The sequence below is a fragment of the Bradyrhizobium huanghuaihaiense genome (assembly GCF_007830635.1).
GTDB classification, from domain to species: domain Bacteria; phylum Pseudomonadota; class Alphaproteobacteria; order Rhizobiales; family Xanthobacteraceae; genus Bradyrhizobium; species Bradyrhizobium huanghuaihaiense.
Map to the genome: position 1 here is coordinate 1 of NZ_VLLA01000033.1, position 25,043 is coordinate 25,043.

At 62.0% G+C, this 25,043-nt stretch carries 19 protein-coding genes; 8 read left to right on the top strand and 11 right to left on the bottom strand.

Features of this window, described 5'->3' with window-relative positions:
* From IQ16_RS38545 to IQ16_RS38560, 4 genes are all read right to left on the bottom strand, one after another.
* A partial coding sequence (locus IQ16_RS38545; protein ID WP_145832090.1) for a nucleotide sugar dehydrogenase occupies positions 1–532 on the bottom strand: 532 nt, incomplete at its 3' end.
* A 176-nt stretch (positions 533–708) separates the two neighbouring features.
* Complete coding sequence (gene fcl / locus IQ16_RS38550) at positions 709–1,650, bottom strand: GDP-L-fucose synthase (protein ID WP_167526381.1); 942 nt, start codon at positions 1,648–1,650, stop codon at positions 709–711.
* Complete coding sequence (gene gmd, locus IQ16_RS38555; RefSeq protein ID WP_018644069.1) at positions 1,631–2,701, bottom strand: GDP-mannose 4,6-dehydratase; 1,071 nt, start codon at positions 2,699–2,701, stop codon at positions 1,631–1,633. Before gmd ends, fcl begins: the two co-directional genes overlap by 20 nt.
* 157 nt (positions 2,702–2,858) lie before the next feature.
* Positions 2,859–3,887, bottom strand: coding sequence for an NAD-dependent epimerase (locus IQ16_RS38560; RefSeq protein WP_018644068.1), 1,029 nt, complete (start codon positions 3,885–3,887; stop codon positions 2,859–2,861).
* A 278-nt stretch (positions 3,888–4,165) separates the two neighbouring features.
* On the opposite strand from IQ16_RS38560, the gene IQ16_RS38565 reads away from it, so the two are divergent.
* Both IQ16_RS38565 and IQ16_RS38570 read left to right on the top strand, forming a co-directional pair.
* Positions 4,166–5,281, top strand: coding sequence for a glycosyltransferase family 4 protein (locus IQ16_RS38565; RefSeq protein ID WP_167526382.1), 1,116 nt, complete (start codon positions 4,166–4,168; stop codon positions 5,279–5,281).
* 82 nt (positions 5,282–5,363) lie between these two features.
* Entirely contained in the window at positions 5,364–6,524 is a 1,161-nt protein-coding gene (locus tag IQ16_RS38570) for a glycosyltransferase (RefSeq protein ID WP_018644066.1), read from the top strand.
* 11 nt (positions 6,525–6,535) lie between these two features.
* Here IQ16_RS38570 and IQ16_RS46085 read toward each other — a convergent pair whose 3' ends face one another.
* Positions 6,536–6,679 carry a hypothetical protein gene (locus IQ16_RS46085; RefSeq protein WP_018644065.1) on the bottom strand — a complete coding sequence of 48 codons (144 nt, stop codon included), beginning with the start codon at positions 6,677–6,679 and terminating at the stop codon, positions 6,536–6,538.
* A 427-nt stretch (positions 6,680–7,106) separates the two neighbouring features.
* On the opposite strand from IQ16_RS46085, the gene IQ16_RS38575 reads away from it, so the two are divergent.
* From IQ16_RS38575 to IQ16_RS38595, 5 genes are all read left to right on the top strand, one after another.
* Entirely contained in the window at positions 7,107–8,336 is a 1,230-nt protein-coding gene (locus IQ16_RS38575) for a polysaccharide biosynthesis/export family protein (RefSeq protein ID WP_018644064.1), read from the top strand.
* 112 nt (positions 8,337–8,448) lie between these two features.
* Positions 8,449–9,789 carry a glycoside hydrolase 5 family protein gene (locus IQ16_RS38580; RefSeq protein ID WP_018644063.1) on the top strand — a complete coding sequence of 447 codons (1,341 nt, stop codon included), beginning with the start codon at positions 8,449–8,451 and terminating at the stop codon, positions 9,787–9,789.
* Positions 9,790–9,822: 33 nt separating this feature from the next.
* Positions 9,823–11,019: a glycosyltransferase family 4 protein gene (locus IQ16_RS38585; protein WP_018644062.1), complete on the top strand. Its 1,197-nt coding sequence runs from the start codon at positions 9,823–9,825 to the stop codon at positions 11,017–11,019.
* A gap of 56 nt (positions 11,020–11,075) precedes the next feature.
* Positions 11,076–12,287, top strand: coding sequence for a glycosyltransferase family 4 protein (locus IQ16_RS38590; protein WP_018644061.1), 1,212 nt, complete (start codon positions 11,076–11,078; stop codon positions 12,285–12,287).
* Between the two features lie 71 nt (positions 12,288–12,358).
* Positions 12,359–13,750: a hypothetical protein gene (locus IQ16_RS38595; protein ID WP_018644060.1), complete on the top strand. Its 1,392-nt coding sequence runs from the start codon at positions 12,359–12,361 to the stop codon at positions 13,748–13,750.
* A 12-nt stretch (positions 13,751–13,762) separates the two neighbouring features.
* On the opposite strand, the gene IQ16_RS38600 is transcribed toward IQ16_RS38595, so the two are convergent.
* Positions 13,763–14,995 (bottom strand): glycosyltransferase family 4 protein, encoded by a 1,233-nt coding sequence (locus IQ16_RS38600; RefSeq protein ID WP_018644059.1) that lies wholly within the window; start codon positions 14,993–14,995, stop codon positions 13,763–13,765.
* A gap of 155 nt (positions 14,996–15,150) precedes the next feature.
* The gene (locus IQ16_RS38605) at positions 15,151–16,344 is read right to left on the bottom strand and encodes a glycosyl hydrolase 53 family protein (protein WP_145832093.1); all 1,194 of its coding nucleotides are present in this window, start codon (positions 16,342–16,344) and stop codon (positions 15,151–15,153) included.
* A gap of 375 nt (positions 16,345–16,719) precedes the next feature.
* Here IQ16_RS38605 and IQ16_RS38610 point away from each other — a divergent pair, with 375 nt between their 5' ends.
* Positions 16,720–21,081, top strand: coding sequence for a glycoside hydrolase family protein (locus tag IQ16_RS38610; RefSeq protein WP_018644057.1), 4,362 nt, complete (start codon positions 16,720–16,722; stop codon positions 21,079–21,081).
* Positions 21,082–21,235: 154 nt separating this feature from the next.
* On the opposite strand, the gene IQ16_RS38615 is transcribed toward IQ16_RS38610, so the two are convergent.
* The 4 genes from IQ16_RS38615 to IQ16_RS38630 form a co-directional block, all read right to left on the bottom strand.
* Positions 21,236–21,481, bottom strand: coding sequence for a hypothetical protein (locus tag IQ16_RS38615; protein ID WP_145832094.1), 246 nt, complete (start codon positions 21,479–21,481; stop codon positions 21,236–21,238).
* Between the two features lie 22 nt (positions 21,482–21,503).
* A complete protein-coding gene (locus IQ16_RS38620; RefSeq protein ID WP_208751658.1) occupies positions 21,504–22,697 on the bottom strand; it encodes an acyltransferase family protein in 1,194 nt (397 codons plus the stop codon).
* 272 nt (positions 22,698–22,969) lie between these two features.
* On the bottom strand, positions 22,970–23,521 hold the full coding sequence (locus tag IQ16_RS38625; RefSeq protein ID WP_018644055.1) for a serine O-acetyltransferase: 552 nt from the start codon (positions 23,519–23,521) through the stop codon (positions 22,970–22,972).
* Positions 23,522–23,552: 31 nt separating this feature from the next.
* Complete coding sequence (locus IQ16_RS38630; RefSeq protein WP_018644054.1) at positions 23,553–25,007, bottom strand: lipopolysaccharide biosynthesis protein; 1,455 nt, start codon at positions 25,005–25,007, stop codon at positions 23,553–23,555.
* Positions 25,008–25,043 lie beyond the last annotated feature (36 nt).

Here is a 25,043-nt window from a genome sequence, read left to right on the forward strand (position 1 = left end):
GGCCGCGCTCGTCCGAGGTGCCGACGACGACGCGATCGGGGAATTTGAAGTCGCGGATCGCCGCGCCCTCGCGCAGGAATTCGGGGTTGGAGGCGACGACGACGTCCGCCTTTGGATTGGTCTCGCGGATGATGCGCTCGACCTCGTCGCCGGTGCCGACAGGCACGGTCGACTTGGTCACGACCACGGTGAAGCCTTGAAGCGACTGCGCGATCTCTTTCGCGGCGGCGTAGACGTAGGACAGGTCGGCGTGACCGTCGCCGCGGCGCGACGGCGTGCCGACCGCGATGAACACGGCGTCCGCATCGGCGACCGGCTTGGACAGGTCAGTGGTGAAGTCGAGCCGCTTCGCCTTCACATTCGCTGCGACGAGTTCGTCGAGACCGGGCTCGTAGATCGGAATCTCGCCGCGGTGCAGGGCCGCGATCTTCTTCTCGTCCTTGTCGACGCAGGTGACGTCGTGACCGAAATCCGCAAAGCAGGCTCCGGACACCAGTCCCACATAGCCCGTTCCGATCATCGCGATTCGCATGAAAAACTCTTTCCGTTGAAGACGGATGTTCCACTGAACACCCTAGACCATTTCTCTATCAGGCCGCACGCACAACATTAGGGCAGGTTGCATCGCTCAGCGAATAATCCTTAGCCGCCGCGCGTGACAGGGAGTTGCGGACATCCTCTGAAATGCGCGACATGCAATTGTGCATTCTACGTATGCGAGAGGTACGCCGCATATGCGCGTGTCAGGCCATCGTGAAGCGACGTCGTCGCACGCCAACCGAGCTTGTCGAGGCGGCTGACGTCGAGCAGCTTGCGCGGGGTGCCGTCGGGCCGCGACGTGTCGAAGGAGATCTCGCCGCTGTAGCCGACGATGTCGGCCACCACGCGCGCGAATTCGGCGATGGTGACGTCCTCGCCGGTGCCGATGTTGACCAGTTCCGCACTGGAATAGGTCTTCATCAGGTGCACGCAGGCATCCGCCATGTCGTCGACATAGAGGAACTCGCGCCGCGGCGTGCCGGTGCCCCAGACCACGACGTTCTTCGCGCCCGACACCTTGGCCTCATGAAAGCGGCGGATCAGGGCGGCGACGACGTGGCTCATTTCGGGATGATAATTGTCGCCGGGACCGTAGAGATTGGTCGGCATCACGCTGATGAAGTCGCATCCATACTGGCTGCGATAGGCCTCGACCATCTTGATGCCCGCGATCTTGGCAATCGCATAGGGCTCGTTGGTCGGCTCCAGCGGACCCGTCAGCACCGAGTCCTCGCGCAAGGGCTGCGGCGCCAGCTTCGGATAGATGCAGGAGGAGCCGAGGAACATCAGCTTCTCGGCGCGGTTCTGATGCGCGGCCTGGATCACGTTCGCGGCGATCGCGATGTTGTCGTAGATGAACTCGGCGCGCAGCGTATCATTGGCGACGATGCCGCCGACCTTGGCGGCAGCAAGAAACACCACCTGCGGCCGCAACCGCGCGAACCAGTCGAACACCGCGGCCTGGTTGCGCAGATCGACCTCGCGCCGACCCACCGTGACAAGCCTGACGTCTTCCCGCTCGAGCCGGCGCACAAGCGCGCTGCCGACCATGCCGCGATGGCCGGCGACGTAGACGCTTTTGCCCCTCAGCTCAAACGCTGTGTTGGCCATGGCCTGCATCCCGCTTCGCCTCGGCCAGATCGCTTCTCATCATCTCCGCGACGAGCTCCGCGAACGTCCGCTTCGGCGTCCAGCCGAGCACCTCGCGCGCCTTGCTGGCATCGCCGATCAGAAGATCGACCTCGGTCGGGCGGAAATAGGTCGGATCGATCTTCACGACCGTCTTGCCGCTCTTCTCGTCGATGCCGGTCTCCTCGACGCCCTTGCCGCGCCAGGCGATGCGGCGGCCGACCTGCGCGAACGACAGCTCGACCATCTCGCGCACCGAATGCATCTCGCCGGTGGCGAGCACGAAATCATCGGCCTTGTCGGCCTGCAGGATCCTGTGCATGCCCTCGACGTAGTCCTTCGCATGGCCCCAGTCGCGCTTGGCCTCGAGATTGCCGAGATAAAGCGTCTCCTCGAGCCCGACCTCGATGCGAGACACGCCGCGGGTGATCTTGCGCGTGACAAATGTCTCGCCGCGGATCGGGCTCTCGTGGTTGAACAGGATGCCGTTGGACGCGAACATGCCGTAGGCTTCGCGGTAGTTCACCGTGATCCAGTAGCCGTAGAGTTTTGCGACGCCATAGGGCGAGCGCGGATAGAACGGCGTCGTCTCCTTCTGCGGGATCTCCTGCACGAGGCCGTAGAGCTCGGAGGTCGAGGCCTGGTAGAACCGCGTCTCCTTCTCCATGCCGAGGATGCGGATCGCCTCCAGCAGGCGCAGCACACCGATGGCGTCGGCATTCGCAGTGTATTCCGGGCTCTCGAAGCTGACGGCGACGTGGCTTTGCGCCGCGAGATTGTAGATCTCCGTGGGGCGGATCTGCTGCACCAGGCGGATCAGATTGGTCGAATCCGTCATGTCGCCATAGTGCATCAGGAACGGCACGTTGCCGACATGCGGATCCTGGTAGAGATGGTCGACGCGCGCCGTGTTGAACGAGGACGAGCGCCGCTTGATGCCGTGCACGACATAGCCGAGCGACAGCAGATGTTCGGCGAGATAGGCGCCGTCCTGGCCGGTCACGCCGGTGATGAGAGCGATCCGCTCAGCCATGATCCGCTCAGCTTTGGGCCTGCGCCTGGTTCCGGGTCAAAAGGGGTTCGGAGGACGGATAACCACCGTTCGCGCCCGCTGACAAGGTCACCGGCGGCCAAAAGCGCAAGAACCACCGTAAAGCCGGGCGGCACGCAAGGTGCCGCCGATCGCGGAATCAGAGGCCGTGATACTTGCGGTACCATTCGACGAAACGGCCGAGGCCGTCCGCAATCGACGTCGACGGCGAGAAACCGACGTCGCGCTGGAGGGCGGAAATATCGGCGCGCGTCTCCAGGACGTCGCCGGCCTGCATCGGCAGCAACTGGCGGATCGCGGGCTTGCCGATGATCTTCTCCAGCGTCTCGACGAACTCGATCAGATTGACCGAGCGGTTGTTGCCGATGTTGTAGACGCGATACGGCGCATAGCTCGACGAATTTTCCGGCCGCTCCGCGTTCCACGCGGGATTCGGCGCCGCGGGCCGGTCGAGCGTGCGGATCACGCCTTCGACGATGTCGTCGACATAGGTGAAGTCGCGCCACATGTCGCCATTGTTGAAGATCTTGATCGGCTCATTGGCGAAGATCGCGCGCGTGAACAGCCAGGCGGCCATGTCGGGCCGGCCCCACGGGCCGTAGACGGTGAAGAAGCGAAGGCCGGTCACCGGCAGCTTGTGAACATGCGCGAAGGTGTGCGCCATCAGTTCGTTCGCCTTCTTGCTCGCGGCGTAAAGGCTGACCGGATGGTTCACCGAATGCTCGGTCGAATACGGCAAGGTGCGGTTGGCACCGTAGACGGAGCTCGACGAAGCGTAGACGAGATGCTTGAGGCCATGGCGCCGGCCGGCCTCGAGCACGGTGACGAAGCCGTCGCAATTGGCGCGGATGCTGGTGATGGGATCGTCGATCGACGCACGCACGCCGGGCTGCGCCGCCAGATGCACGACGCGGTCGGGCGAGACCTCGTCGAACACGCGCGTCACCGCGGCGAAATCAGCAAGATCGATCTCGTAAAATTTGAAACCCGGACGGTTCTCGAGCGTTGCAAGACGCGCACGCTTCAGAGCCGGATCGTAATACGGTGTGACTGCATCGATGCCAACGACCTGCTCGCCGCGAGCCAACAGCCGTTCACAAACGTGCATTCCGATAAAGCCGGCAGCACCGGTCACGATCACTGGCCGCAAAGTTGTCACCTCGTTCATTCCGCGCATGCAATGCCAGACCAGGACATGAGAGGCAAGGTTTGGACGATTGCGACAGTCATCAAATCAGGCGCCCATGTAAGCGCATCGAAATGTGTAGGAAACATGATGGCGCCATGCATCGTCGCATGCTATCGGCCTCGCGAAGATGCTCGGACGATAGCGCCAACTGTGCTACAGGTCATGGATCATCTCTTCGGCGCGAATGCTTAGTCTTGAGGCAACGCTCGCGCCAGACACTCACCAAGAACAAGACCCCCACCAAGAAAAGATCGGCTTTGAAACTTTCCATCAACGGCAGGTTCCTGTCACAATCGCTTACGGGCGTGCAACGCTACGCCGCCGAAATCGTCAAGGCGATGGACCGCTTGCTCGCGAGCGGAGAGGCTCCACGACAACTGGTGGACGCAGAGTGGCAGATTCTCGCGCCACCGAATGCGCAGACGCTTCCCGGTCTTCGCCGCATCAAAATCAAGCAGGTCGGATCGTTGCAGGGCCACGCGTGGGACCAGATCGACCTGGCGCGCGCAGCCGCCGGCACGCGCCTGATCAGCCTTGCCAATTCCGGCCCGGTGCTCCATCGCGACCACCTGGTCGTGATTCACGACGCGCAGGTTTTCAGGCGGCCGGACTTCTTCAGCTGGCGCTACCTCGCCTTGCATCGGACGCTCGACCATATGCTGGCCCGCGCCGCAACGATCGCAACAGTTTCCGCGTTTTCGCGCAACGAACTTGCCGAGGTACTGTCGCTGGATCCCGCCTCGATCCCCGTCATTCCGAACAGCGCGGAGCACTTCGCGACCGTCGCGCCGGATTTCTCGATCATCGATCGGTTGCGTCTTGCGCCCCACCAATTCTTCCTCTTCGTCGGCTCGATGACGAAGAACAAGAATGTCGACACCGCCGTTCGCGCCGCCGAGCGGCTCGGCCGCGCCGATTTTCCGCTGGTCGTGGTCGGGGGCGACAACAGCAAGGTCTTTGGCGACAGCGCCACCGAATCGCGCACCGGCATCGTTGTCGCCGGCCGCCTGACGGACGAGGAAATCGCGGCGCTGTTCGCCCGGGCGGCGGCGTTCGTTTTTCCAAGCCTCTACGAGGGCTTCGGCATCCCTCCCCTGGAAGCGATGTACTTCGCCTGCCCGGTGATTGCGAGTTCTGCCGCGGCGGTGCGCGAGACCTGCGACGATGCCGCCGTCTATTTCGATCCGCTCGATGCGGACGGGCTGTCGGCGCGAATGCACGAAAGGATTGTACTCGGCAGGATTTCGCCTGCGGAACAGGAGAGGCAGCAAAAGCGCCTTGCGACATATTCCTGGGCCAAGTCGGCCGCAGCAATGCTCGAATTCCTCGCCAAACCGGCTCCGCAAACCGCATCGGGGCGCCTCGTACAATGAAGCGGCCCAAATATTGCTGCTTGGCGGCGCTAGATGTGTGTCCGCAAGATCCGGCGCCTGCAAGTCATGGAAGGAATGACCGTTGTCCAGCGGCCTGAAAATTCTGCATGTCGCCGAGACGGTCAGAGGCGGCATCGCGACCTATCTCAACGAGTTGCATCCGCATCAGTGCGCCAGCTTCGGCCGCGGCAACGTCAACTATGTCGTTCCGTCCGACCATCGCGGCGATCTGGTGAACATCGAGGATGATGCCGTCACCACGTTTCCGCGCGAGGGCCGCAACGCGCTCGGCCTGTTTCGCATGCTGTTCGCGACGATGCGCGCGGTGCGGCAGCTGCGGCCCGACATCATCCATCTTCACTCCTCGTTTGCCGGGCTCGTGGTGCGCCCGGTGCTCTGGCTGACCTATCGGCGTTCGCGAATCGTCTATTGCCCGCACGGATGGGCGTTCGGCCGCGAGACCGGCCGCCTCAGCCGCGAGGTCACCAAGTTCACCGAGCTGGTGCTGTCGAAATTCACCCATCGCATCGTGTGCATCTCGGAGAGCGAGCGGACCGACGCCATGCAGGTCGGAATCGCGGCGAATCGCCTCGTTCTTGTGCACAACGGGATTTCCAGACAGCGTCCCGTGCTCGACCAGAGCGCAGCACCGTGGCGGTCGGAGAAGATCAAGGTCCTCTTCATCGGACGCCTCGACCGTCAGAAGGGGTATGACCTCCTGATCGAGGCCGCGCGCGCGCTCGGAAGTACGCTCGACGTGCGTCTGATCGGCGCTTCGGTGGTCAGCAAATTCCACCGAAGCGACCTGCCGGCCAACGTGACATTTCTGGGCTGGATGAATCGCAACCAGATCGAGGCCGAGCTCGACCAGGCCGACATGGTTGCAATTCCCTCGCGCTGGGAGGCGTTTGGCCTGGTCGCGATCGAGGCAATGCGTGCGGCCAAACCGATCATCGCCTTCCGCATCGGCGCCCTGCCGGAAATCGTCGAAGACAACGCGACGGGCGTACTCTGCGACGAAGTCTCGGCGGAAAAGCTGGCCGAAGGTTTTCAACGCGCGACGCGAATGGACCTGCCTGCGGTCGGCCGGGCCGGCTATGAGCGCTTCGCCCGCCTCTACGACATCGAGCAGACGCACCGGACCTTGAGTCAGGTCTATGCCGACGTCCTGCACATGCGCCAGAGCGAATCCGGGCAGCAGGCGAAGCTGCAGTCCGACCTTCCGAACAATCTGCGACCGTGATGACCGGCCGATCAGGCCATGCGGCGGCCATCTTCCTGCGCGAACTCGCCGTCGGTCACCCGATTGTCGGAGAACGACCAGCCGATTGCGGACGCAACGATCATCGCGCAGGTGAGAAAGCCTGCTGCGAACAGCAGTGATCCGGTCTGCAACATCGTCTTTCGCCTTCCCTGTTGTTTGACCGTGCAACTAGCCGGATCAGGATTAGGAAGACCTTACGGACGCCAGCGTGACGCCAGCTTCCGAATCTAAGCGTTAATGGAGGCGAAATCCCGCCGCAGAAATTTCCGCCGGCAGCCGATCACGCGAGCACTCGAACCATCATCGCGCACGCGACCAACAAGTTCGACAACAGCCTCAATCGTGACATCGATCCGACACGTGTATGTTTAGTTTGCAAACTGCTTATGAAACAGGAACCCGTCGCACAGATTTTGAACAGGCCATTCTTACGTGAATCGCAGTTCACAAGTGGCAATAAGGTCACAGCCATGAGTGCTTTACCATAAAGTCGAAGACGTAGCAGTGACTCAGCAGCACGGGATTTGTACGGTGTTTCCGATTTTAAATGAGTACGAGGGAATGGCGGTGGCTAAGACCGAACGTTTTTCTTTTGATTTCGGGATTAGCCGAATCCTGGCAGCAGCTGCGATCAGCGCCTCCCTGGCGGGTTGCGCGGGCTTCATTCCCCTGGACGCGCCGGATGCCGTCGCCACGCACACCAATGCCGCGCTGGTCACCGAACCGTCGGCGCCGCTCGCCTATGCGCTGATGCCGGTCAATCCGTCGATCCTTCAGGCGACCAACGCGTTCACGGACTCCTCCGGAATGGTGTTCTCGCGTCTTCCCGGCGGCAATTATCGCGACGTCACGATCGGCATCGGCGACATCGTCACCGTGACCGTGTACGAGGCACAGGCCGGCGGCCTGTTCATTCCGCGCGAAGCGGGCGTGAGGCCGGGCAACTTCGTCGACATTCCCAGGCAGCAGGTCGACCAGTCCGGCAACATCAACATTCCCTACGCCGGATCGATCAAGGTCGCCGGGCTGACGCCGCGCGCGGTTTCGAACATCATCCGCGAGCGCCTCAAGGACCGCGCCATCGACCCGCAGGCCGTCGTCAGCGTCGCCGAACAGCGCGGCAACCAGATCAGCGTGCTCGGCGAAGTCAATTCGCCGCTGCGCTTTCCGGTCGATCCGGGCGGAATTCGCCTGATGGGCGCGGTCGCGCGCGCCGGCGGCCCGAAATATCCCTCCTACGAGAGCACGATCACGATCAAGCGCGAGGGCCGCACCTACAGCGAGTCGATGTCGTCGGTGGTGCACCACCCCGACCAGGACGTCCTGCTCGCGCCGGGCGACGTCGTCTTCCTGACCCGCATTCCGCGCGTCTACATGGCCTTCGGTTCGACGCCGTCGCCGGGATCGATCGGCGGCACCAACAACCGCCGCTTCACTTTCGAGAACGACAACATGTCGCTGGCGGAAGCCATCGCGAAGGCCGGCGGCCTCGACGGCAACCGCGCGGACTCCAAGTCCATCTACGTCTACCGCTTCGAGCCGAAGCCGCTGCTGGAGAGGATCGGCGTCGACGTGTCGCAGTTCCCGACCAAGACGGTGCCTGCCGTGTACAAGTTCGACATGAGCAAGCCCGACGGCTGGTTCCAGGCGGATACGTTCAGGATGCGCGATCATGACGTGATCTCGGTAGCGGAATCGCCGTCGACCGAATTCGTCAAGCTCATGAACCCGCTGAACGCGGCGAGCGTCAACGCCGACAACATCAGCTCGGTGGTCGTGAACTCCAAATAGCCCAACTCAGCGCGCTCAATGACGAGCGCGCAGACAAGGTCGCCTCACCCCATTGGGGCCACAGAAGAGGACTAGCCTTGTCGGGTTGACGCGAGCAGGAGTAGATACGAGCGTGACGGAGCAAAAGAGGAAACGCGCGACGCGTCGTTTCCGGACGCTGATATGTGGGCTCTGCGCCACGGCCGGCCTCGTCTATCCTGCGAACGCGCAGAATGCGCAACCACTCGATCAGCGCTTCCTGCTGGGCGTCGGCACGCATCAGGGCCTCGGAGGCGTCACCAGCGCCCGCGGCTACGTGCCCGCCACCGCCATCAAGCAGATGAAGGAACTCGGGGTCACCTCGTTCCGGGACGATTTCCCCTGGTCGGATTTCGAGTTGCCGGGCAAGCGGCTCGGCTTCAATGCCCTGAACGGCCGCCTCGAGACCCAGATCAGGACCAGCGGCGGCATCCCGCTGCTCATTCTCGGCGCCGGTCATCATCTCGTCCCGAACTCCGATCCACCGACGACCGACGAAGCGCGCCAACGATTCGTCGCCTACGCCGCGACGGCCGCGCAAGCGGTCGCGATGCGGCAGCCGATCTTCGAATTGTGGAACGAGTACAATCTGCGCGCGCGCGCAGAGTCGCAATTCACGGTCGAAAATTACGTGACGCTTGCCCGTCTGGTGCAGCCCGCAGTCAAGCAAGCGGCCCCGTCCGCGCCCTTCGTGATCGGCGCGCTCGGCGACGATCCCGGCTGGAAATTCACCGACGCGCTTTTGAAGACCGACGTGGCTCGCATCGCGGACGGCATGTCGATCCACATCTACAACCATTGCCTACCGCCGGTCGGACGCACCGCGACCGAAGCGATCGAACGGCTGGAAAACTTTCATCAGCGCGTCGCACAGGCGACCGGCAATCCCAACTATCCGATCTATCTGACCGAGACGGGATGGCCGACACCAAGCGCGAAATGCGGCGTCAACGAGCAGCTTTCTGCCGACAACATGGCGCAGATGATCCTCTGGGCATCGACCGCAGGTCCCTGGCTCAAGGGGATATGGCTCTACGAGCTGAAGGACAGCGGGACGAAGCCGGGCGATCTCGAGGACAATTTCGGCATCTATCATTTCGACAATTCGCCGAAGCCCGCGGTGTGCTCCATTCGCGAAAGCTGGGCGTTCGTCCGCAACAGCCTGAAGGCGACGCGAACCACACCGCTGCCGGGTGTCGTGCAGATCCGCAGCGAGAGCGGATTGGACACGAAATTGGCGCTGTGGTCGGAGAATCCGTCGAAGCGCTTCGAGGTTCGATTAAAAAGTGCAGAAGCGAATGTCGAGATCGGCTATGTATGTCAGCAAGCGGCAAGTTCTGCGCCTGGCGCCTGGACGGCGTTGTCGACGACGCCGCTGCTTGTCAGCGTCAAGGGCTCGGCCGTGCCGGATTTCGAGATTCGGCCATCGAACTGACGCTGCGGCTGGCTGCTGAATCCGGGGCTCCCCTTGAAGATACTGATCGTTAACACGCTCTATCCGCCAGAAATCATCGGCGGTGCCGAAGTGTCCGTGTCGTTGCTGGCGGAAGCGCTGGTCCAACGCGGCCACCAGGTTTCGGTGGTCTGCCTTCAAAACAAGCAGGATCGCAGCGTCGACGACATCAAGGGCGTGCGGGTGTATCGTGTGCCGCTGGACAACGACTACTGGCCGTTCGGCAACGACAGGAAGCCTTCTTCAGTCCAGCGTCTGAAGTGGCATCTTCAGGATACCTGGAACCGCAAGTCCGCGGCGCGCTTCGCCGAAATCCTCGACATCGAGAAACCGGAGGTCGTCCACACCAACAACCTCACCGGATTTTCGGTCTCGTTGTGGTCGGAGTCCAAGCGGCGCAACATCCGGATCGTGCATACGCTGCGCGACTACTCCCTGCTCTGCAAGCGTTCGACCTTATTTCGCGGAGACGCGACATGCACGCAGCGTTGCACGCTGTGCGCGGCCATGACCTCGCCCTATCTGCTGGCTTCGCGCATGGTCGACGCGGTGGTCTCGAACAGCCAGTTCGTGCTCGACCAGCACACCAAACTGAAATATTTCCCCGGCACCGACGGCCGCGTCATCTTCAACATCGCCGATCCGAGCTCGGTGGTGCCCTCGCCCCCCTCGAGCTCGGACGATCTGATCTTCGGGTTTATCGGCCGGCTCGAGGCCGAAAAAGGTATCGAAGTAGTCCTCAAAGCCACCGAGCAGCTCCCCAAGGAGGGGTGGCAGCTGAAAGTTGCCGGAAAGGGACTTGAGGACTACGTGCGGACGCTGAAGAGCCGCAGCAGGGGCAACATCGAATGGCTCGGCTTTGCCCGGGCGGCCGAATTCTATGCCAGCATCGACGTCTGTCTGGTGAGCTCGGTCTGGCCGGAGCCGCTGCCGCGGACGTTGATCGAAAGCATCAACGCGGGCCGGGCGACGATTTGTTCGACCGCGGGAGGGATTCCCGAGATCGCGGGGTTTTCCAATATGGTCGGGTCCTACGAGCCCAACGACTATAAGCGACTGGGAGAATTGATGCTGAAGGCCCTCAACGAGAGATCGCGCTGGAAGGTTGCGCGGCCTCCACAGCCGGGATTTGCCGAAAGGTTCTCGGCAGATTCGGTGACAGGACAATATTTGGACGTCTATTTGAATAACAATCGAACCAACCGGCAATAAGCCGAAACGGAGATTTCAGAAAGCCATTTGGCTGGGAAGCTGGACAGACCTTTTCGATGAAGATCCTTATCACGTCATCCCTCTATCCGACGCCGTTGGCTCCGAAGGTGGTCGGTGGCGCGGAGACTTTCGTCCGCCGCCTCGCCGAGACCCTGGTGGGGCAGAACGACAGCGTGGAAGTGATACGCGCCGCGTCTGTCTCGAACCAGCCAATGGAAAGCTGCAACGGCATCGACGTGTATTCGGCGCCCGTGCACAATATCTATTTCCCCTTCGCCAAGCAGCACAGCGCGCCCGTGCGCGGCATCTGGCACGCGGTCGAGGACTGGCAGCAGATGTCGGAGATCGTCGCAGCCAGGATCAAGGCGTTCAAGCCTGATATCCTCCACTCAAACAATCTCTCCGGGCTGACCACGGCCGTGTGGCGGACCGCGGCGGAGCTCGGCATTCCGGTCCTGCACACGCTTCACGATTACTATCTCACCTGCCCCCGCTGCTCGCGCTTCTCGGACGGGCACGCCTGCGAGGCGAGCTGCATGAGCTGCCAGCTGCTGACCTTTCGCCGCCGCGGCGCGACGAAACATCTGGACGCCGTCGTCGGCGTCAGCCAGCGCATTCTCGACATCCATACCCGGCTCGGTCTCTTCACGCAGACACCGCTCAAGATCGTCATTCGAAACGCCTCGACGGCCGACGTCGGCAGCGAAGAGACCGCCATCGTCGACGGCACCGTCACGTTCGGCTTCATCGGCCGGCTGACCGAAGAAAAGGGCATCTACAATCTCGTTCGCGCCATCGCGACGCTCCCGCCCGAGCGGATCCGGCTCGTCATCGCGGGGCACGCATCCGAGAGCCAGCGCAAGCAGATCAAGGAGCTGGCCCCGAATGCGCGGATCGAGTTTCTCGGCTTCGTGCAGCCGAAGCAGTTTTACGAACAGGTGAACGTCGTGGTCGTGCCCTCGGTCTGGGAAGATCCAAGTCCGCTCGTCGTCGCCGACGCGCAAGCCGCCTGCAAGCCCCTGCTCGGCACCCCCTTCGGCGGCATCCAGGAATCGATCAAGCCCGGTTTGACCGGCTGGCTGACGTCACCCGATCCGGCCTCGATCGCCAAGAGCATTCTGGCGATCGTCGAATCTCCCGAGCAGATTCAGGAGATGAGCGGTCGATTGAAGTCCGGCATCGATAAATGGGCCTTCGACGACGTGGTCACCGGTTATCGCAACACCTTCGACCAGATCATGCGCAGCCGCGGCATGGCTCGCACCTAGGACAGGCGGACTGAAATGCCGCTGACGTCCCTCGACCATTCCCCCATATTCCCTCACGCGCATCGTCAGACATGACCAGCCTGCTCGCATTCGGCAGTTACATCTACCAGAGTGCGTCCGCGATCATTCTGATCTTCGCCGTCAGCCATATCCTCTCTCCGGCCCAGTACACCTCGTTCTCGCTGGCGCTGGCGACGAGCCAGCTGGCCTGCGTCTTCGTGTTCGAATGGCTGCAACTGGCCGGCGTCCGCTTCCTCGCCGCCGCCTCCGGAGCAGAGGCGGCGCGTCTGCGATTCTCGCTGTTCGCAGCGGGAGGGCTCAGTGCGCTGGTTCTGCTGCTCGTCGGCAGCGTGGCGGGGCTGCTGAGCACGCTGGAGACAGGCGTCGTCGCCCTGGCGCTGGCGCTGGCCGTGCTGCAAGGCGGCACCGACCTGTATTTCATGATCGTGCGCGTGTCCGACCGGCTGGCGACAGCATCAGCCCTGCTGATCCTGCGCGCCAGCGTGCTTCTGGCCGGCGCGGTTGCGGCCGCGCACCTCCACGGCACCGCGGCGGCGACGCTGTGCGGCATCGCCGCGGGCTACGGCGCCGTGCTTCTCGTGAGCCTGGTCGTACATCGCATCTCGCTGCAGCGACCGTCGCGGCATGCGATGCTGGCGGATTGGGGCAATTTCTGCCGCTATGGCATCATGGCCGCGGCCGCCTCCGTCATCCATCTCTCCGTCCCCGTCACGCTGCGCCTGATCGTGATCGCCACGCTCGGCCGGGCCTCGACGGGAGCCGCCGGCTTCTCGATGGCGATCGATCTGCTGCAACGGCCGTTCTCCGTTCTCGTGGCTGCCATTCACACCGTCTGCTACCCCAATGTCGTCGTCCAGTTCGAGCGCAGCATCGACGGCGAAGCGCGCAGGACGACCGCCCGCATGCTCGACTTCATCCTGTGTGCGACGATCGTCATGCTGGGCGGGCTGATCGGCCTTCTGCCGGACGCGGCGCACCTGTTCGTTCCGGCCGATCTGCTGGTCGATTTTCTCGGCGCCGCACCGGTCGCCGCGATCTTCTATTTTCTCCACACCCACCTTCAGGCCACCCTCGCGATCGTGCCGCATCTGACCAAATCGGCAACGCGGCTGGTGGTCGTCGCGGCGTGCCAGCTGGTGCTGGTGTCAGCGGCAGCTTCGATCGGCGCGTTGCTGCACATATCGGTCGCGGGACAAATCGCGAGCGCGGCACTGGCCACCGCGCTCGTCATCCTCTTCGCCAGCGGCCCGCTGATCCGGTTCCGGGCGGCGCCGCGCGCGCTGCTGATCGTTGAGGCAACCGTCGCAGCCGCCGCGGTCGCCATGCTCGCGACGGCCCCCTCCGATTCCCTGCTCTGGCTTGCGGGGAAGATCGCCGTCGCCGGCCTTGCCGTCGTCCTGGTGACGTGGCGAGGCGACCTGCTGGCTTCGGCACGCAGCTAGATTAAGCCTAGATCAAGCCTTCACCGCGTGCGCCAGCGCATTGCCGCTGGTGTCGCCGATCAGGCCGTAGATCCTGAGCGTCTCGTCGACCATCGGCCCGACGCCGAAATATTGCTGGGCGCGCGCAAGGGCATTGCGCGACAGCGCAGCGCGGGTTGCAGGATCAGCTACTTTCTCAAGCGCGCCGACGAGCGCATCGGCGTCCTCGAACGGCACGATGAAGCCGGTCTGACCTTCGATGATCTGGTCCGTTGCGCCCCCCGCCGGGGTCCGCACGGGGACCAGTCCCGTCGCCATGGCCTCGGCAACGCCGAGCGGGAATCCCTCGAACCGGCTCGGCAGCGCGAACACGTCGGCGGCCCAGAGAATTTCACGGACGTCGCCCATGAAGCCGAGGAACTTGAAGGTGTCCTTGTCCTTCTCGCCGGCAAAGGCAAACGACTTGATCTCCTTCTCGCGCTCGGCGCCCCCACTGCCGACGAAGTAGCATTTGATATCGATGGGCGAAGGCGTGGCGCTGTCGCGGATCTTGCGCGCCGCCTTGATGAGAAGGTCGTGGCCCTTCACCCAGGCGAGACGCGCCGCCAGCAGGCACATGAACTCGCCCTCGGCGACGCCGAATTTGGCGCGGGCATCGCGGCGCTCGGCATCCGACGGCGGACGGAAATGTACGGTATCGACGCCGCCATACACCTTGGCGATCCGGTTCTTGCCGAACAGCACGTAGCGTCTGAGATGCCGGAGCGATTCCTCCGACATCAGAATGAGGGTGTGCGGAAAGAACAGGTTGAAGTACAGGATCTGGACCAGGCTGAACGTCGACTGCGGCGCATTCTGTACCTTGTCGATGTTCCCAAGCACCGATGGATGATAGGTCGCCACGCAGCGCGCGCCGGTCAGCAGCGACAGCAGCCGCCCCCACATCAGCATGCCGAGCCCGTGGACGTTGATCACGGAGATGTCGTTCTCCCGGATCACCTTCCAGAGCTGCATGAAGATCGACAGGGCGGGCAGCTTGCGAAGTCCGGGAACGACGTGCCACTGCTTGACGGCCGCCGCCAGCTTCTGGCGCTTGTATTCCGACTTCTCGTCCGACCGCACGATGCCGGAGACCAGGTGGATCTGCACGCCGCGGGCGTGCAGCCCCGTGGCCAAGGTCTCGCAATAGGATGCAATCCCGTCATTGCAGTTCACGACCTCAACCAGAAACATGACATTCGGGGCGCCCGACATGGGATCCTTCATGGGAATGGCCTTCTACTCCGTTCGATCAACGAGACTTTAACCAGTGCTTAGCGGCAAATTTCGTGCCGTGCCAGCGGTTTGCCCGCAATAGCTTTGCGCGCCTAACATATTGACGTTGCGGATCTGCGACACGCGACAGGCCGGCAAAAGCGGCTTCAGAAGCCGCGCTTCTGGAGTTCAGCGGCTTCCTCCGGAGTGAGCTTGCCCCCCGCAAAGCGCGACACGAGGTAGAGCGCGACCTTCGGTCGATGCAAATCGTACATCAGGCCAAAGCGGTTTTCCGGCGGCTTCTTGGCCGGCTCGTCGACGATTTGGTAGATGTTGATGGCATCGACCACGACGTCCTTCTGATCCCTGATCGCCGTCAACATACCGTTCAAATTCCGTAGACAACGCTCGGTTGCAGCGTCCCCAGGGGCGTTGCCGTAATCGGGCTTGTAGATCTCGCCGCAATTGACCTCGTTGAAGAGGACGTGCCGGCGATAGGACGCGAGCTTCTTGAACAAGTCGAAGCGCGGGTTCCAGCCGTTCCAGGCATGACGCATATCCTGTCCCAGCACTTCGTAGTAATGGTAGGAAATCAGGTCGTAGTGCACGCCGCGCGACTCCATGAAATCCAGGAAGCCGAACATCGTCGAGGTGGTGTTCAGGATCTTCTTCAGGTGCAACCCGCTCTCCTGATTGATCCGGTCGATCGCGTCAGACGCCCCGCGCAGAACGGCTGCCCAATCCTCCATGGCCGGCATCTCGAACTCCGCAGCGGTCATCCCCTGGCCGAAAAGGCGCTTGTCGTTGCGGTCGCGCGCAACGAGATTGATCTCGTTCTCCAATTCCCACTGATCGATCTCATTCTTGAACTGTTTCACGAACGCATACGTCCGGTTGTACCCCTGCTGATACAACGCCTCGCGATCACCGGCAGGATACAGGCCTGCATCGGTGCGATCCCCCCAACGGAACGGGAAGCCGAAGACCGGCTGCAGTCTTATCCCGTAGGCCTTGGCCAGCTGGAATGTCTTCGCGAACGCCGGACCTCCCGTCTGCTCGTTGTCCTTGGTCAGGTTCACGCCCCATCTGATCACGGTGAAGCCGCGCTCCTTCATCACGCGAAAGAACGGCTCGGGATCCTTTCGCATCGCTGCGGGTCCGTTCAAGCCCCACTCCAGCGCCTCGGCAGACGACGACATCGACGCGCTCGTCACAGCGACAAAAAGAAGCGCGCTGATCTTCCAGAGAAAGTTCCACCGCATCCGATCCTGACTCCTCGCAGCTCTCGGGAAACTTCGGCAGACTCCAGTCGAGCCTTCGACGCCAGAACAGTTGTCACATTCGAAGTTCGGCCCGTGCATTTACGGCAACCCGCTTCTAGGCAATTCGATCTGCTCTGACCATAGGCTTAATGGCGCTTAACACAATCGAGCTCGATGCTGCCTGCGCGACAAGCAGATGCGCTTTGATTGAGCAGCGGCACAACATCGATGCAACATCGTCGTTGCATCGCCATCGCGACGTCACGCTGACAGCACATTGGCGTGGTGATTCAGAATCAATCACTCTAGGCAGATTCGTACGCGGGTCGGCGTCGTGCAGAACGCTCCGGTGAGAAAATCTCCGGGGTGCGTCTATTTTTACTGATCTCACCAACTCCAAAAACAGAGATTGGCCGATACGACGGTTACAAGCGGCAACGAACTCTCGCGCTCCAGAAAGGATTCGGAATACCGATGACTACTGCATCACCAGATCAGACGATCCTGTCGGCGAGCACCTTCATTAGTTCCATCGGCGTCAATACCCACGTTGGTTATGGGTGGGGAGGCTACAACAACCTCGCACTCGTAGAAGACGACCTCAAATATCTCGGTGTTACGAAGCTGCGCGACGGACTTGCGACAAGCCCGGCCGCCCAACCGGTCCTCGATGGCCTCGCCAAGGACGGGTACAAGTTTGACCTCGTGGTTCAGTCGAAGGTTGCGATCGGCGGCACATCCGCACTTCAAGATTATCTCGATGCGGTCAAGGCGTTCGCGACCAGCCATCAAGGCAGCGTCATCGCGCTCGAGGGCCTCAACGAGGTCAACCTCGACGAATTCAACTACGACGGAACCTTGACCATCGAGGCCGCGGCGCGGTTCCAGACCGCCTACTACAACGCCATCAAGGCCGACGGCACGCTCAGCAAGATTTCGGTCTATAACCTGTCGCTGGGTTACAACGACACCACCGACTACGCAAAGCTCGGAGACCTCTCGGGCTCGACGGATTACGCCAACTCCCACGCATATGTCAGCACGAGCCTGACGCCCGCAGCCGCCCTTCAAGCCCTGCTCGGCAACGCTACGTCGGTGACCGGCACCGATCCGGTCGTGATCACCGAGACCGGCTACACCACCAAGAGCGACACACCTTATATTGGCGCCAACGAGAACGTGCAGGCGAAGTCGATCCTGAACACGTTGGTCGATGCCTACAAGGACGGCGTCAGCACAACTTATCTCTATCAGCTGCTCGACGCTTCAGCGAGCAACGACCCCACGGACTCCGAATCGCACTGGGGCCTGTTCAACAGCGACGGAACTCCGAAGCTCGCCGCGACCGCGATCCACAACCTGACCACGATCCTGGCCGACGACGGCAAGGGCGGCAACGCGCCGACCGCGTCGCTGAACTACACGCTCGACGGCCTGCCTGCGAGCGGGAACAGCATGGTTCTCGGCAAGAGCAACGGCGCCTATGAGCTGGTGGTGTGGGCGGAACCCAAAATCTGGAACGACGCGACCGACACCGAGATCTCGAACCCGACCAGTTCCGTCACGGTGAACCTCGGCAGCGTCCACCACCTGATCAGCGTCTACGATCCGCTGAAGGGCAGCACGCCGATCGCCACCTATACCGACGTCAGCCAGATCGTGGTTCCGGTCTCGGACCACCCGCTGATCATCGAGATCGACGCTCCGACAGGAGGCGGCACGACGCCGCCGGCCGTGACCGATGTCAGCGGAACCGCTGAGGACATCGTGTCGCAGATGTCCGAGCTGAACGCCTCGGCTTCGCTTCAGACCATCACACTCACCGACACGCACGTGCTTCCGGTCGCCTCGATCTCGACCATGGAGTACATGATCTCGCACTATACGAAGGCGCTGGCGGCGATCCAGGGCGGCTACCAGTTCTCCGTCACCAATTCGACCGACACCTGGAGCGTGACCAAGGTCTACGACTCCTCGGCGACGCTTCTATCGACCAGCACGTCGAACTTCACGAACGGCATCATCACCAGCAAGGCCACGCTCAATACCGATGGCTCGACGGAGAGCATCGCCTACACCAACGGCAAGATGGTGCGTGACGTCACGGTCACGGCGATCGGCGACAAGGACACCAAGACCTACGATGCGAGCGGCAATTTGATCGCGGACCTCGTCCAGAACAAGGACGGATCCTCCTCGAACACGCTCTACTCGGCCGGCGTCAAGACCAAGATGTACGTCACCAATGCCGACCGCACGCACGACAACTACTATTACAACATCACCGGCCAGTCCTACACGACCGAGCACGACCAGCTCGACGCCAGCGGAAGGCTGCTGTCCGTCGTCCGCACGCATGCCGACGGCTCCATGGCCTACAGCCAGGTCTTCAACAGCGACGGCAGCAAGGTCACGACCCAGTACGACTCCACGGGGCACAAGACCTCGGTGATCACCGTCACGTCGACGGCGACCACGACCGACCTCTATACCACGACCGGCGCGCTCAAGCAGACGATCGTGCAGACGACCTCCGGCAACGTGACCACCACGAACTACAACGGTTCGCTGCTGGCGTCCGTCTACGTGGTCAATGCCGACGGGTCCAAGGAGTCGAAACTGTACGACGCCAAGGGCATCATCGCGAGCGACCTGATCCAGAGCGCCGACGGCTCGTCGTCGAACACGCTCTATACGGCGGGCGTCAAGACCAAGACCTATGTCACCAACGCCGACGGCAGCCGCGACAACTACTATTACAACATCACCGGCCAGTCCTACACCAGCGAGCACGACCATCTCGATGCAAGCGGCAAGCTTGTCTCGGTAAGCCGCACGCATGCCGACGGCACGATGGCCTACAGCCAGGTGCTGAACGGCGACGGCAGCAAGGTCACGACCCAGTACGACTCCACCGGCCACAAGACCTCGGTCGTCACCACGACGTCGACGGCCACCACGACAGACTTCTACACCGCCGCCGGCGCACTCAAGCAGACGGTCGTGCAGACGGCCTCCGGCAACGTGACAACGACCAACTACAACGGCTCGCTGCTGGTGTCGGTCTACGTGGTCAACGCCGACGGCTCGAAGGACTCGAAGCTCTACGATTCCAACGGCATCATCGCCAGCGACCTCGTTCAGGACAAGGACGGCTCGTCCTCGAACACGCTGTACACGGCCGGCGTCAAGACCAAGGCCTATGTCACCAACGCCGACGGCAGCCGCGACAACTACTATTTCAACATCACGGGCCAGTCCTACACGACCGAGCACGACCACATCGATCCCAGCGGGAAGCTGCTGCTGGTCAGCCGCACCCATGCCGACGGCTCGATGGCCTACAGCCAGGTGCTGAACAGCGACGGCAGCAAGGTCACGACCCAGTACGACTCCACTGGCCACAAGACCTCGGTCGTCACCGTCACGTCGTCAGCGACGACGACCGATACTTACGACCCGTCGTCCGGCGCACTGAAGCAGGAGATCGTCAAGACGAACTCCGGCGACACCACCACGACGAACTACAGCGGCACGCGGCTGGCATCGGTCTACGTGGTCAACGCCGACGGATCGAAGGACACCAAGCTGTACGACTCCAACGGCATCATCGCCAGCGACCTGGTCCAGAACAAGGATGGCTCGTCCTCGAACACGGTCTATTCGGCCGGCGTCAAGATGAAGCTCTACGTCACCAACACCGACGGCAGCCACGACAATACCTTCTACAACATCACGGGCCAGAGCTATACGACCGAGATCCAGCACCTCACCGCGGCCGGCACGCTGACGACCCTGACCCGGCTACATGCCGACGACACCCTTGCCTACAAGCAGGTGATCAACAGCGACGGCAGCAAGGTCACCGACCTCTACGACAGCACCGGTCACAAGACGAGCGAGATCCTCAACGGCACCGATGGGTCGACCACGACGGACACCTACGATTCGTCCGGCGCGACCACCCAGCACGTCGTCAAGACCGCCGGCGGCGATGTCACGACGACGAATTACGTGAACGGGCTGAATTCGTCGATCTATGTCGTCAATGCCGACGGCACCAAGGAGACGAAGCTGTTCGACAGCAGCGGCAACCTCTCCAGCGACTACGTGCTGAACAAGGACGGGTCGAATTCGACGACGATCTACACGTCAGGCGTCAAGACCAAGGCCTACATCAACAATGCCGATGGCAGCCACGACAACTACGCGTACAACATCACCGGCAAGAGCTACGTGACGGAGCATCAGCACCTCGATTCCTCGAACAAGGTGACGCTACTCGAACGCTCCCACGCGGATGGCACGCTCGACTACACGCAGGTTCTCAAGTCGGACGGCAGCAAGATCACGGATGTTTACGACAGCGCCGGGGTCAAGACGACGGAAACCATCAACAACGCCGACGGCAGCTCCGACATCTTCAAGTTCCAGCTCTCGGGACTGCCGGGCGCCGTCGAGCACGACAGCTACAATTCCAGCGGCTCGCTGCTCGCGATCGACGTGACCAACAGCGACGGCACCCACGCCGTCACCGCGGTGAGCGCGGGACTGACGCTGGCCGGCGGAGGCGGCAACGACGTCTTCTCCGCGGCGCCGGGCACCACGACCGTCATGTTCGACGGCGGCAACGATCAGATCAAGAGCTTCCACGCCGGAACAGCGTCCAACCACGACACGATCGAGATCCTGAAATCACTGGTGGCCGACTACAGCCATTTGCAGATTTCGCAGTCGGGCTCGGATACGCTGATCCAGCTCTCGACGAACGACTCGATCCTGTTAAAGAACGTGAATTCGACGACGCTCGATCACGGCAACTTCCTGTTCGTCTGACACGAAGACAAGCGCCGGCAGGGGAGCCTGCCGGCGCAATCTCCGTGACAAGAGGAAGAGCGACTTCAGTGTGACCGGGAAGCTGCGGCCGAGCCGGTGTCGAATTTCCCGCCGGCCTCATTTCCGGACGGCCGTGTCCTCAATGACTGGACCATCAGCCGCTGACACGCGCAGTCGTGCAGGCCATTTGATTGTCTTGACGAGCTTCCTGGCAGCCAACGCCGGACGTTCGACAAACCACCACGAAAAAGCTGCGAAACAAACGGCCGCGACGCTCGATCACGGCAACTTCCTGTTTGTCTGACACAAAGACGAGCGCCGGCAGGTGAACCTGCCGGCGCAATCTCTGTGACAACAGGAAGAGCAACTTCAGTAGGGCCGGAGCGCTGTGGCCGCGCAAATGTCGAACTCCCGGCCGGCAGTCATTTCCGTACGGCTGCGTCCTCAATCTCCATGACTGTACGATCGGGCGCTGACAAGCGCAGTCGTGCAGGCCATTTGATTTTCTTGAGAAGTTTCCTGGCGCCCAGCGCCGGGCGTTCGACACACCACCATGAAAAGGCTGCAAAGCAAACAGTTGCTACGACAGCCGCTGCCGATCCCAGGTTCAGACCCGGCCACAGATGAGCAAAGGCCTGCTGAAGCGGGAACCCGTACAGATAGATGCCGTAAGAATAGTCTCCGCTGAGCATGAGCTTGTTTCGAGCGGGATTGGCAACCCCCAGGAACACCGTCACGTATGTCAGCGGGACGGCGACGACGAGGTCACCATTGGGAAAGCGGAGCAGGAGATACGAAACCGCCAGGGCGATGCCGAACAGCGCAAAAGACCACTTGATCTTGCTCGCGTAAAAGTAGAACAGCACGCCAACCAGAAACGATATCGGCAGCACCGCGGCCTTGGCAGTCAATGGCGACTTCGCCTCATGAACGCTGTACCAATACATCGCGAAGATATGAGCTGCGACAATTGCGACGATCAATAGCGTCCTGCTCTTCTTCAAACCTGCGAACGCAAGTGCCCCGAGCACGATGTAGCAATCCAGTTCCCACGGGATTGTCCAGAGCTGCTGATTGACCATGTTCGGCCGCGGATTGTCCAGAAACACGCCGGGCAGCGTGAAATGGATGTATCCAATGATGTTCAGGAGGTAGGCCCAGAACTTGGGGTGCGAAAAATACTCGGAGAGCGGTAGCGCCGTGAACAAGGCGCCGATCACAAACGCGCTCAGGACAACTTCCGCAATCAGCGCAGGCGCAAGCCTGATGATACGGAGTGCAAAGAATTCCGGCAAGGTTTGCGTCCGCACCAGGCTGCCGGCGACCAAAAAGCCGCTCAGTGCGAAAAACATAGGCAATATGCAGGCCACCAGCGGGCGAACAACGGGCGTGAGATAGGCGCTGGCGGCCTCGTCGCCCAAACCGGTCTGGAAGATATGCACCGCGACTACGCTTAAAGCGAGAGCCAGTCTGAGATAGTCAAACCCAGTCGGCCGACCATTGGCCGCTGCAATCTTGTCCTCAAGCGTCATCGAATTTTTCCAGAATTGCATTTGCCTAAACTCATAATGATTGCAGATGAGATGCAATGCAACATCATTAGAGATGATCAGCAATGCATGTTCATGCGAGAGTTTCACGCACGTATTGAGATCGACGACGGATCAGCCCGCATGCAGATACGATCTGCGCCCGCGCTTGCTCGGTGCATTGAATCGCGAAGCGCCGACCGTCTCTCGTCAACGTCAGGAAAAAACTGTTCGTGATCCTCGGAGCGCCAAACATTCGCCGCGCCAGAGATTGTCGTGCTCACGCTCATGCGCAAGCGATTGCCTCCTGCCGTCGACGAACAACCAAACGGCGGGATGGTCGCGCCCGTCGCGCTGCCTCAGGCGCGCATGCGGCCCGGTGCTTGCGAGCGCACGACCCGCGCGGGTGCTCCCGCAGCGACGGAGTGCGGCGGAACATCACGCGTCACGACCGCATTGGCCGCGACGTTGGCGCCTTCGCCAATCGACGTCGGTCCGACAATGACGGCGCCGGTATAGATGACAACATTGTCGCCGATGGTCGGGCAACCCGGCTCATCCCAGGCGCGCCGTCCGAGCGTGACATTGTGATACAGCATCACGGAACGGCCGATCCGGGCGCCCTCGCCGATCACGACGCCGGTCGGATGCGGCAGGATCAGACCCGGCCCGATCTCTGCGAGAACCGAGATGTAGCAGCCGCGGCGCATCAGCGCTCGCACCAGCAGCCAGGTGATCTGGTGCCCCCAGCGTGTCTGGAAGCGCAGCATCTTGGCTATCCGCCAGGTCGTGATCACGGCAAAGCCCGGGCTCGTGAGCAAGGCGATGAAGGCTGCCCCGACACCGGACTTGCCGGTATTCGCCATCAGGTCCTCGCGCCACGGAATTCCCGCCTGAGGCTCGCTCCCCATTCCCGCTTCTGAAGACATCCACCAATCTCTACTAACTTGCCGAGGGAAGATTTGCCTGAATCGACGGAGCCGACCCACCAAGCAGCGACTGCACGCTGCTCCAGATCCGGCGCCTGAAGACCACATAGCTGCCGAGCACGATCAGAACATAGACCGCCGTCGCAATCAGCCAATGCGACAGGCTTGCAACATCTGCCTTCGTGGCGACGAGCGCACACACAGCGCCGAGCGTCGTGGCGACGGTGGCCGGCATCAGGGCCGCGAACAGCGATGCATAAGGGACCGCGCAGCTCCTAGCTCCGATCATCAGCATGAGCGCGCAAACCAGGATCGATACGACCAGATACACGACGGCCACGGCCGTCAGCCCGAACGGCAACGCGATGAGGAAGGCGAGAATCATGCTGGCGCTGTTGGCGGTGCTCACCCAGAACTGAAGTCGTGCCTTGTCGTGCGCCAGCAGAATCGGGCCGGCATAGGCCGCGATCGACTGCGCGGCGCCCGCCGGCGCGAGAATGGCGATCAGCGGCAATACTTCCTGCCAATGCGCCGACAGGAATGTCGCAACGGGATATTTCAGCCCGAATGTCAGATAGATCATCGCCGGGAACGTGATCATCGCCGTCATGCCGAGAACCGCGCAGATCGCCGCCCTGCGCCGCTCCTGCTCCCGCTCGCCGTTCATCCGGCTCAAGGTCGCCATCAGAACTCCGCCGCCCGGCCACGAGAGGATCATCAGCGGCAGCGTCATGAACTGGAAGGCGAGACCGAACAGGCCGACCGCCGCCGCGCCCAATTTGGCGCCGATCATGAGATTGCCGACGTTTCTCGCAGCGAAGTTGAGGACGTTCGAAGCCAGCACCCAGCCGCCGAACGACAGCATCAGGGCGACACTGCGCCATTTGAAGGACAGGTGAATGTGGCGCCTGGTGTTCACATAGAACGCGACGGCTCGCACGGCCTGCATCAGGACGTAATACGCGATCAGCGCCCAGATTCCCCAGCCCAGCACGGCGCCAGCCACGCCGACGATCGCAGCAATGAGGGCCGCTCCGGCCTCGATCAGGGCGATCGTCTGATACCGCAGGGATCGCTCCAGCACCGCGCGCGGTCCCATCGCGGAGATCGACAGGACCACCGAGCCCGAGAGCGCGGCCAGCACGGCCGGCAGGCCCGGCATATTGACCGCGGCGCCGAGCGGCTTCGAGGCTGCGGCCAGCACCAGGGCACAGCCGATCCCGATCGCAACCATCAGGGTCGTCGCCGCACCGGCTTCCTCCTTCGTCAGCGAGCTCCGCTGGATCATCGCGCTCGACAGCCCGAGATCGGTCAGCATGGAGATGAAGGCGATGAACGGCAGCGAAAACGCCACGAGCCCGAATTCGGTCGGCGTCACGAAATAGGTGATCAGCAGCGTGATGAGGAACTGAACGGCCGACTTGACGACGTTCACGCTCGACATCGAAAGCAGATTCTTGATGATCATGACGTCACCCGTACGTGATCCGGCTGAAACGATGGC

Bases quoted from the DNA above. Each gene is read 5' to 3' on its own strand.
- fcl (WP_167526381.1), bottom strand. From the start codon at position 1,650: ATGGCCAACACAGCGTTTGAGCTGAGGGGCAAAAGCGTCTACGTCGCC.
- gmd (WP_018644069.1), bottom strand. From the start codon at position 2,701: ATGGCTGAGCGGATCGCTCTCATCACCGGCGTGACCGGCCAGGACGGC.
- IQ16_RS38560 (WP_018644068.1), bottom strand. From the start codon at position 3,887: ATGAACGAGGTGACAACTTTGCGGCCAGTGATCGTGACCGGTGCTGCC.
- IQ16_RS46085 (WP_018644065.1), bottom strand. From the start codon at position 6,679: ATGTTGCAGACCGGATCACTGCTGTTCGCAGCAGGCTTTCTCACCTGC.
- IQ16_RS38575 (WP_018644064.1), top strand. From the start codon at position 7,107: ATGGCGGTGGCTAAGACCGAACGTTTTTCTTTTGATTTCGGGATTAGC.
- IQ16_RS38590 (WP_018644061.1), top strand. From the start codon at position 11,076: ATGAAGATCCTTATCACGTCATCCCTCTATCCGACGCCGTTGGCTCCG.
- IQ16_RS38595 (WP_018644060.1), top strand. From the start codon at position 12,359: ATGACCAGCCTGCTCGCATTCGGCAGTTACATCTACCAGAGTGCGTCC.
- IQ16_RS38600 (WP_018644059.1), bottom strand. From the start codon at position 14,995: ATGAAGGATCCCATGTCGGGCGCCCCGAATGTCATGTTTCTGGTTGAG.
- IQ16_RS38605 (WP_145832093.1), bottom strand. From the start codon at position 16,344: ATGCACGGGCCGAACTTCGAATGTGACAACTGTTCTGGCGTCGAAGGC.
- IQ16_RS38610 (WP_018644057.1), top strand. From the start codon at position 16,720: ATGACTACTGCATCACCAGATCAGACGATCCTGTCGGCGAGCACCTTC.
- IQ16_RS38625 (WP_018644055.1), bottom strand. From the start codon at position 23,521: ATGGGGAGCGAGCCTCAGGCGGGAATTCCGTGGCGCGAGGACCTGATG.
- IQ16_RS38630 (WP_018644054.1), bottom strand. From the start codon at position 25,007: ATGATCATCAAGAATCTGCTTTCGATGTCGAGCGTGAACGTCGTCAAG.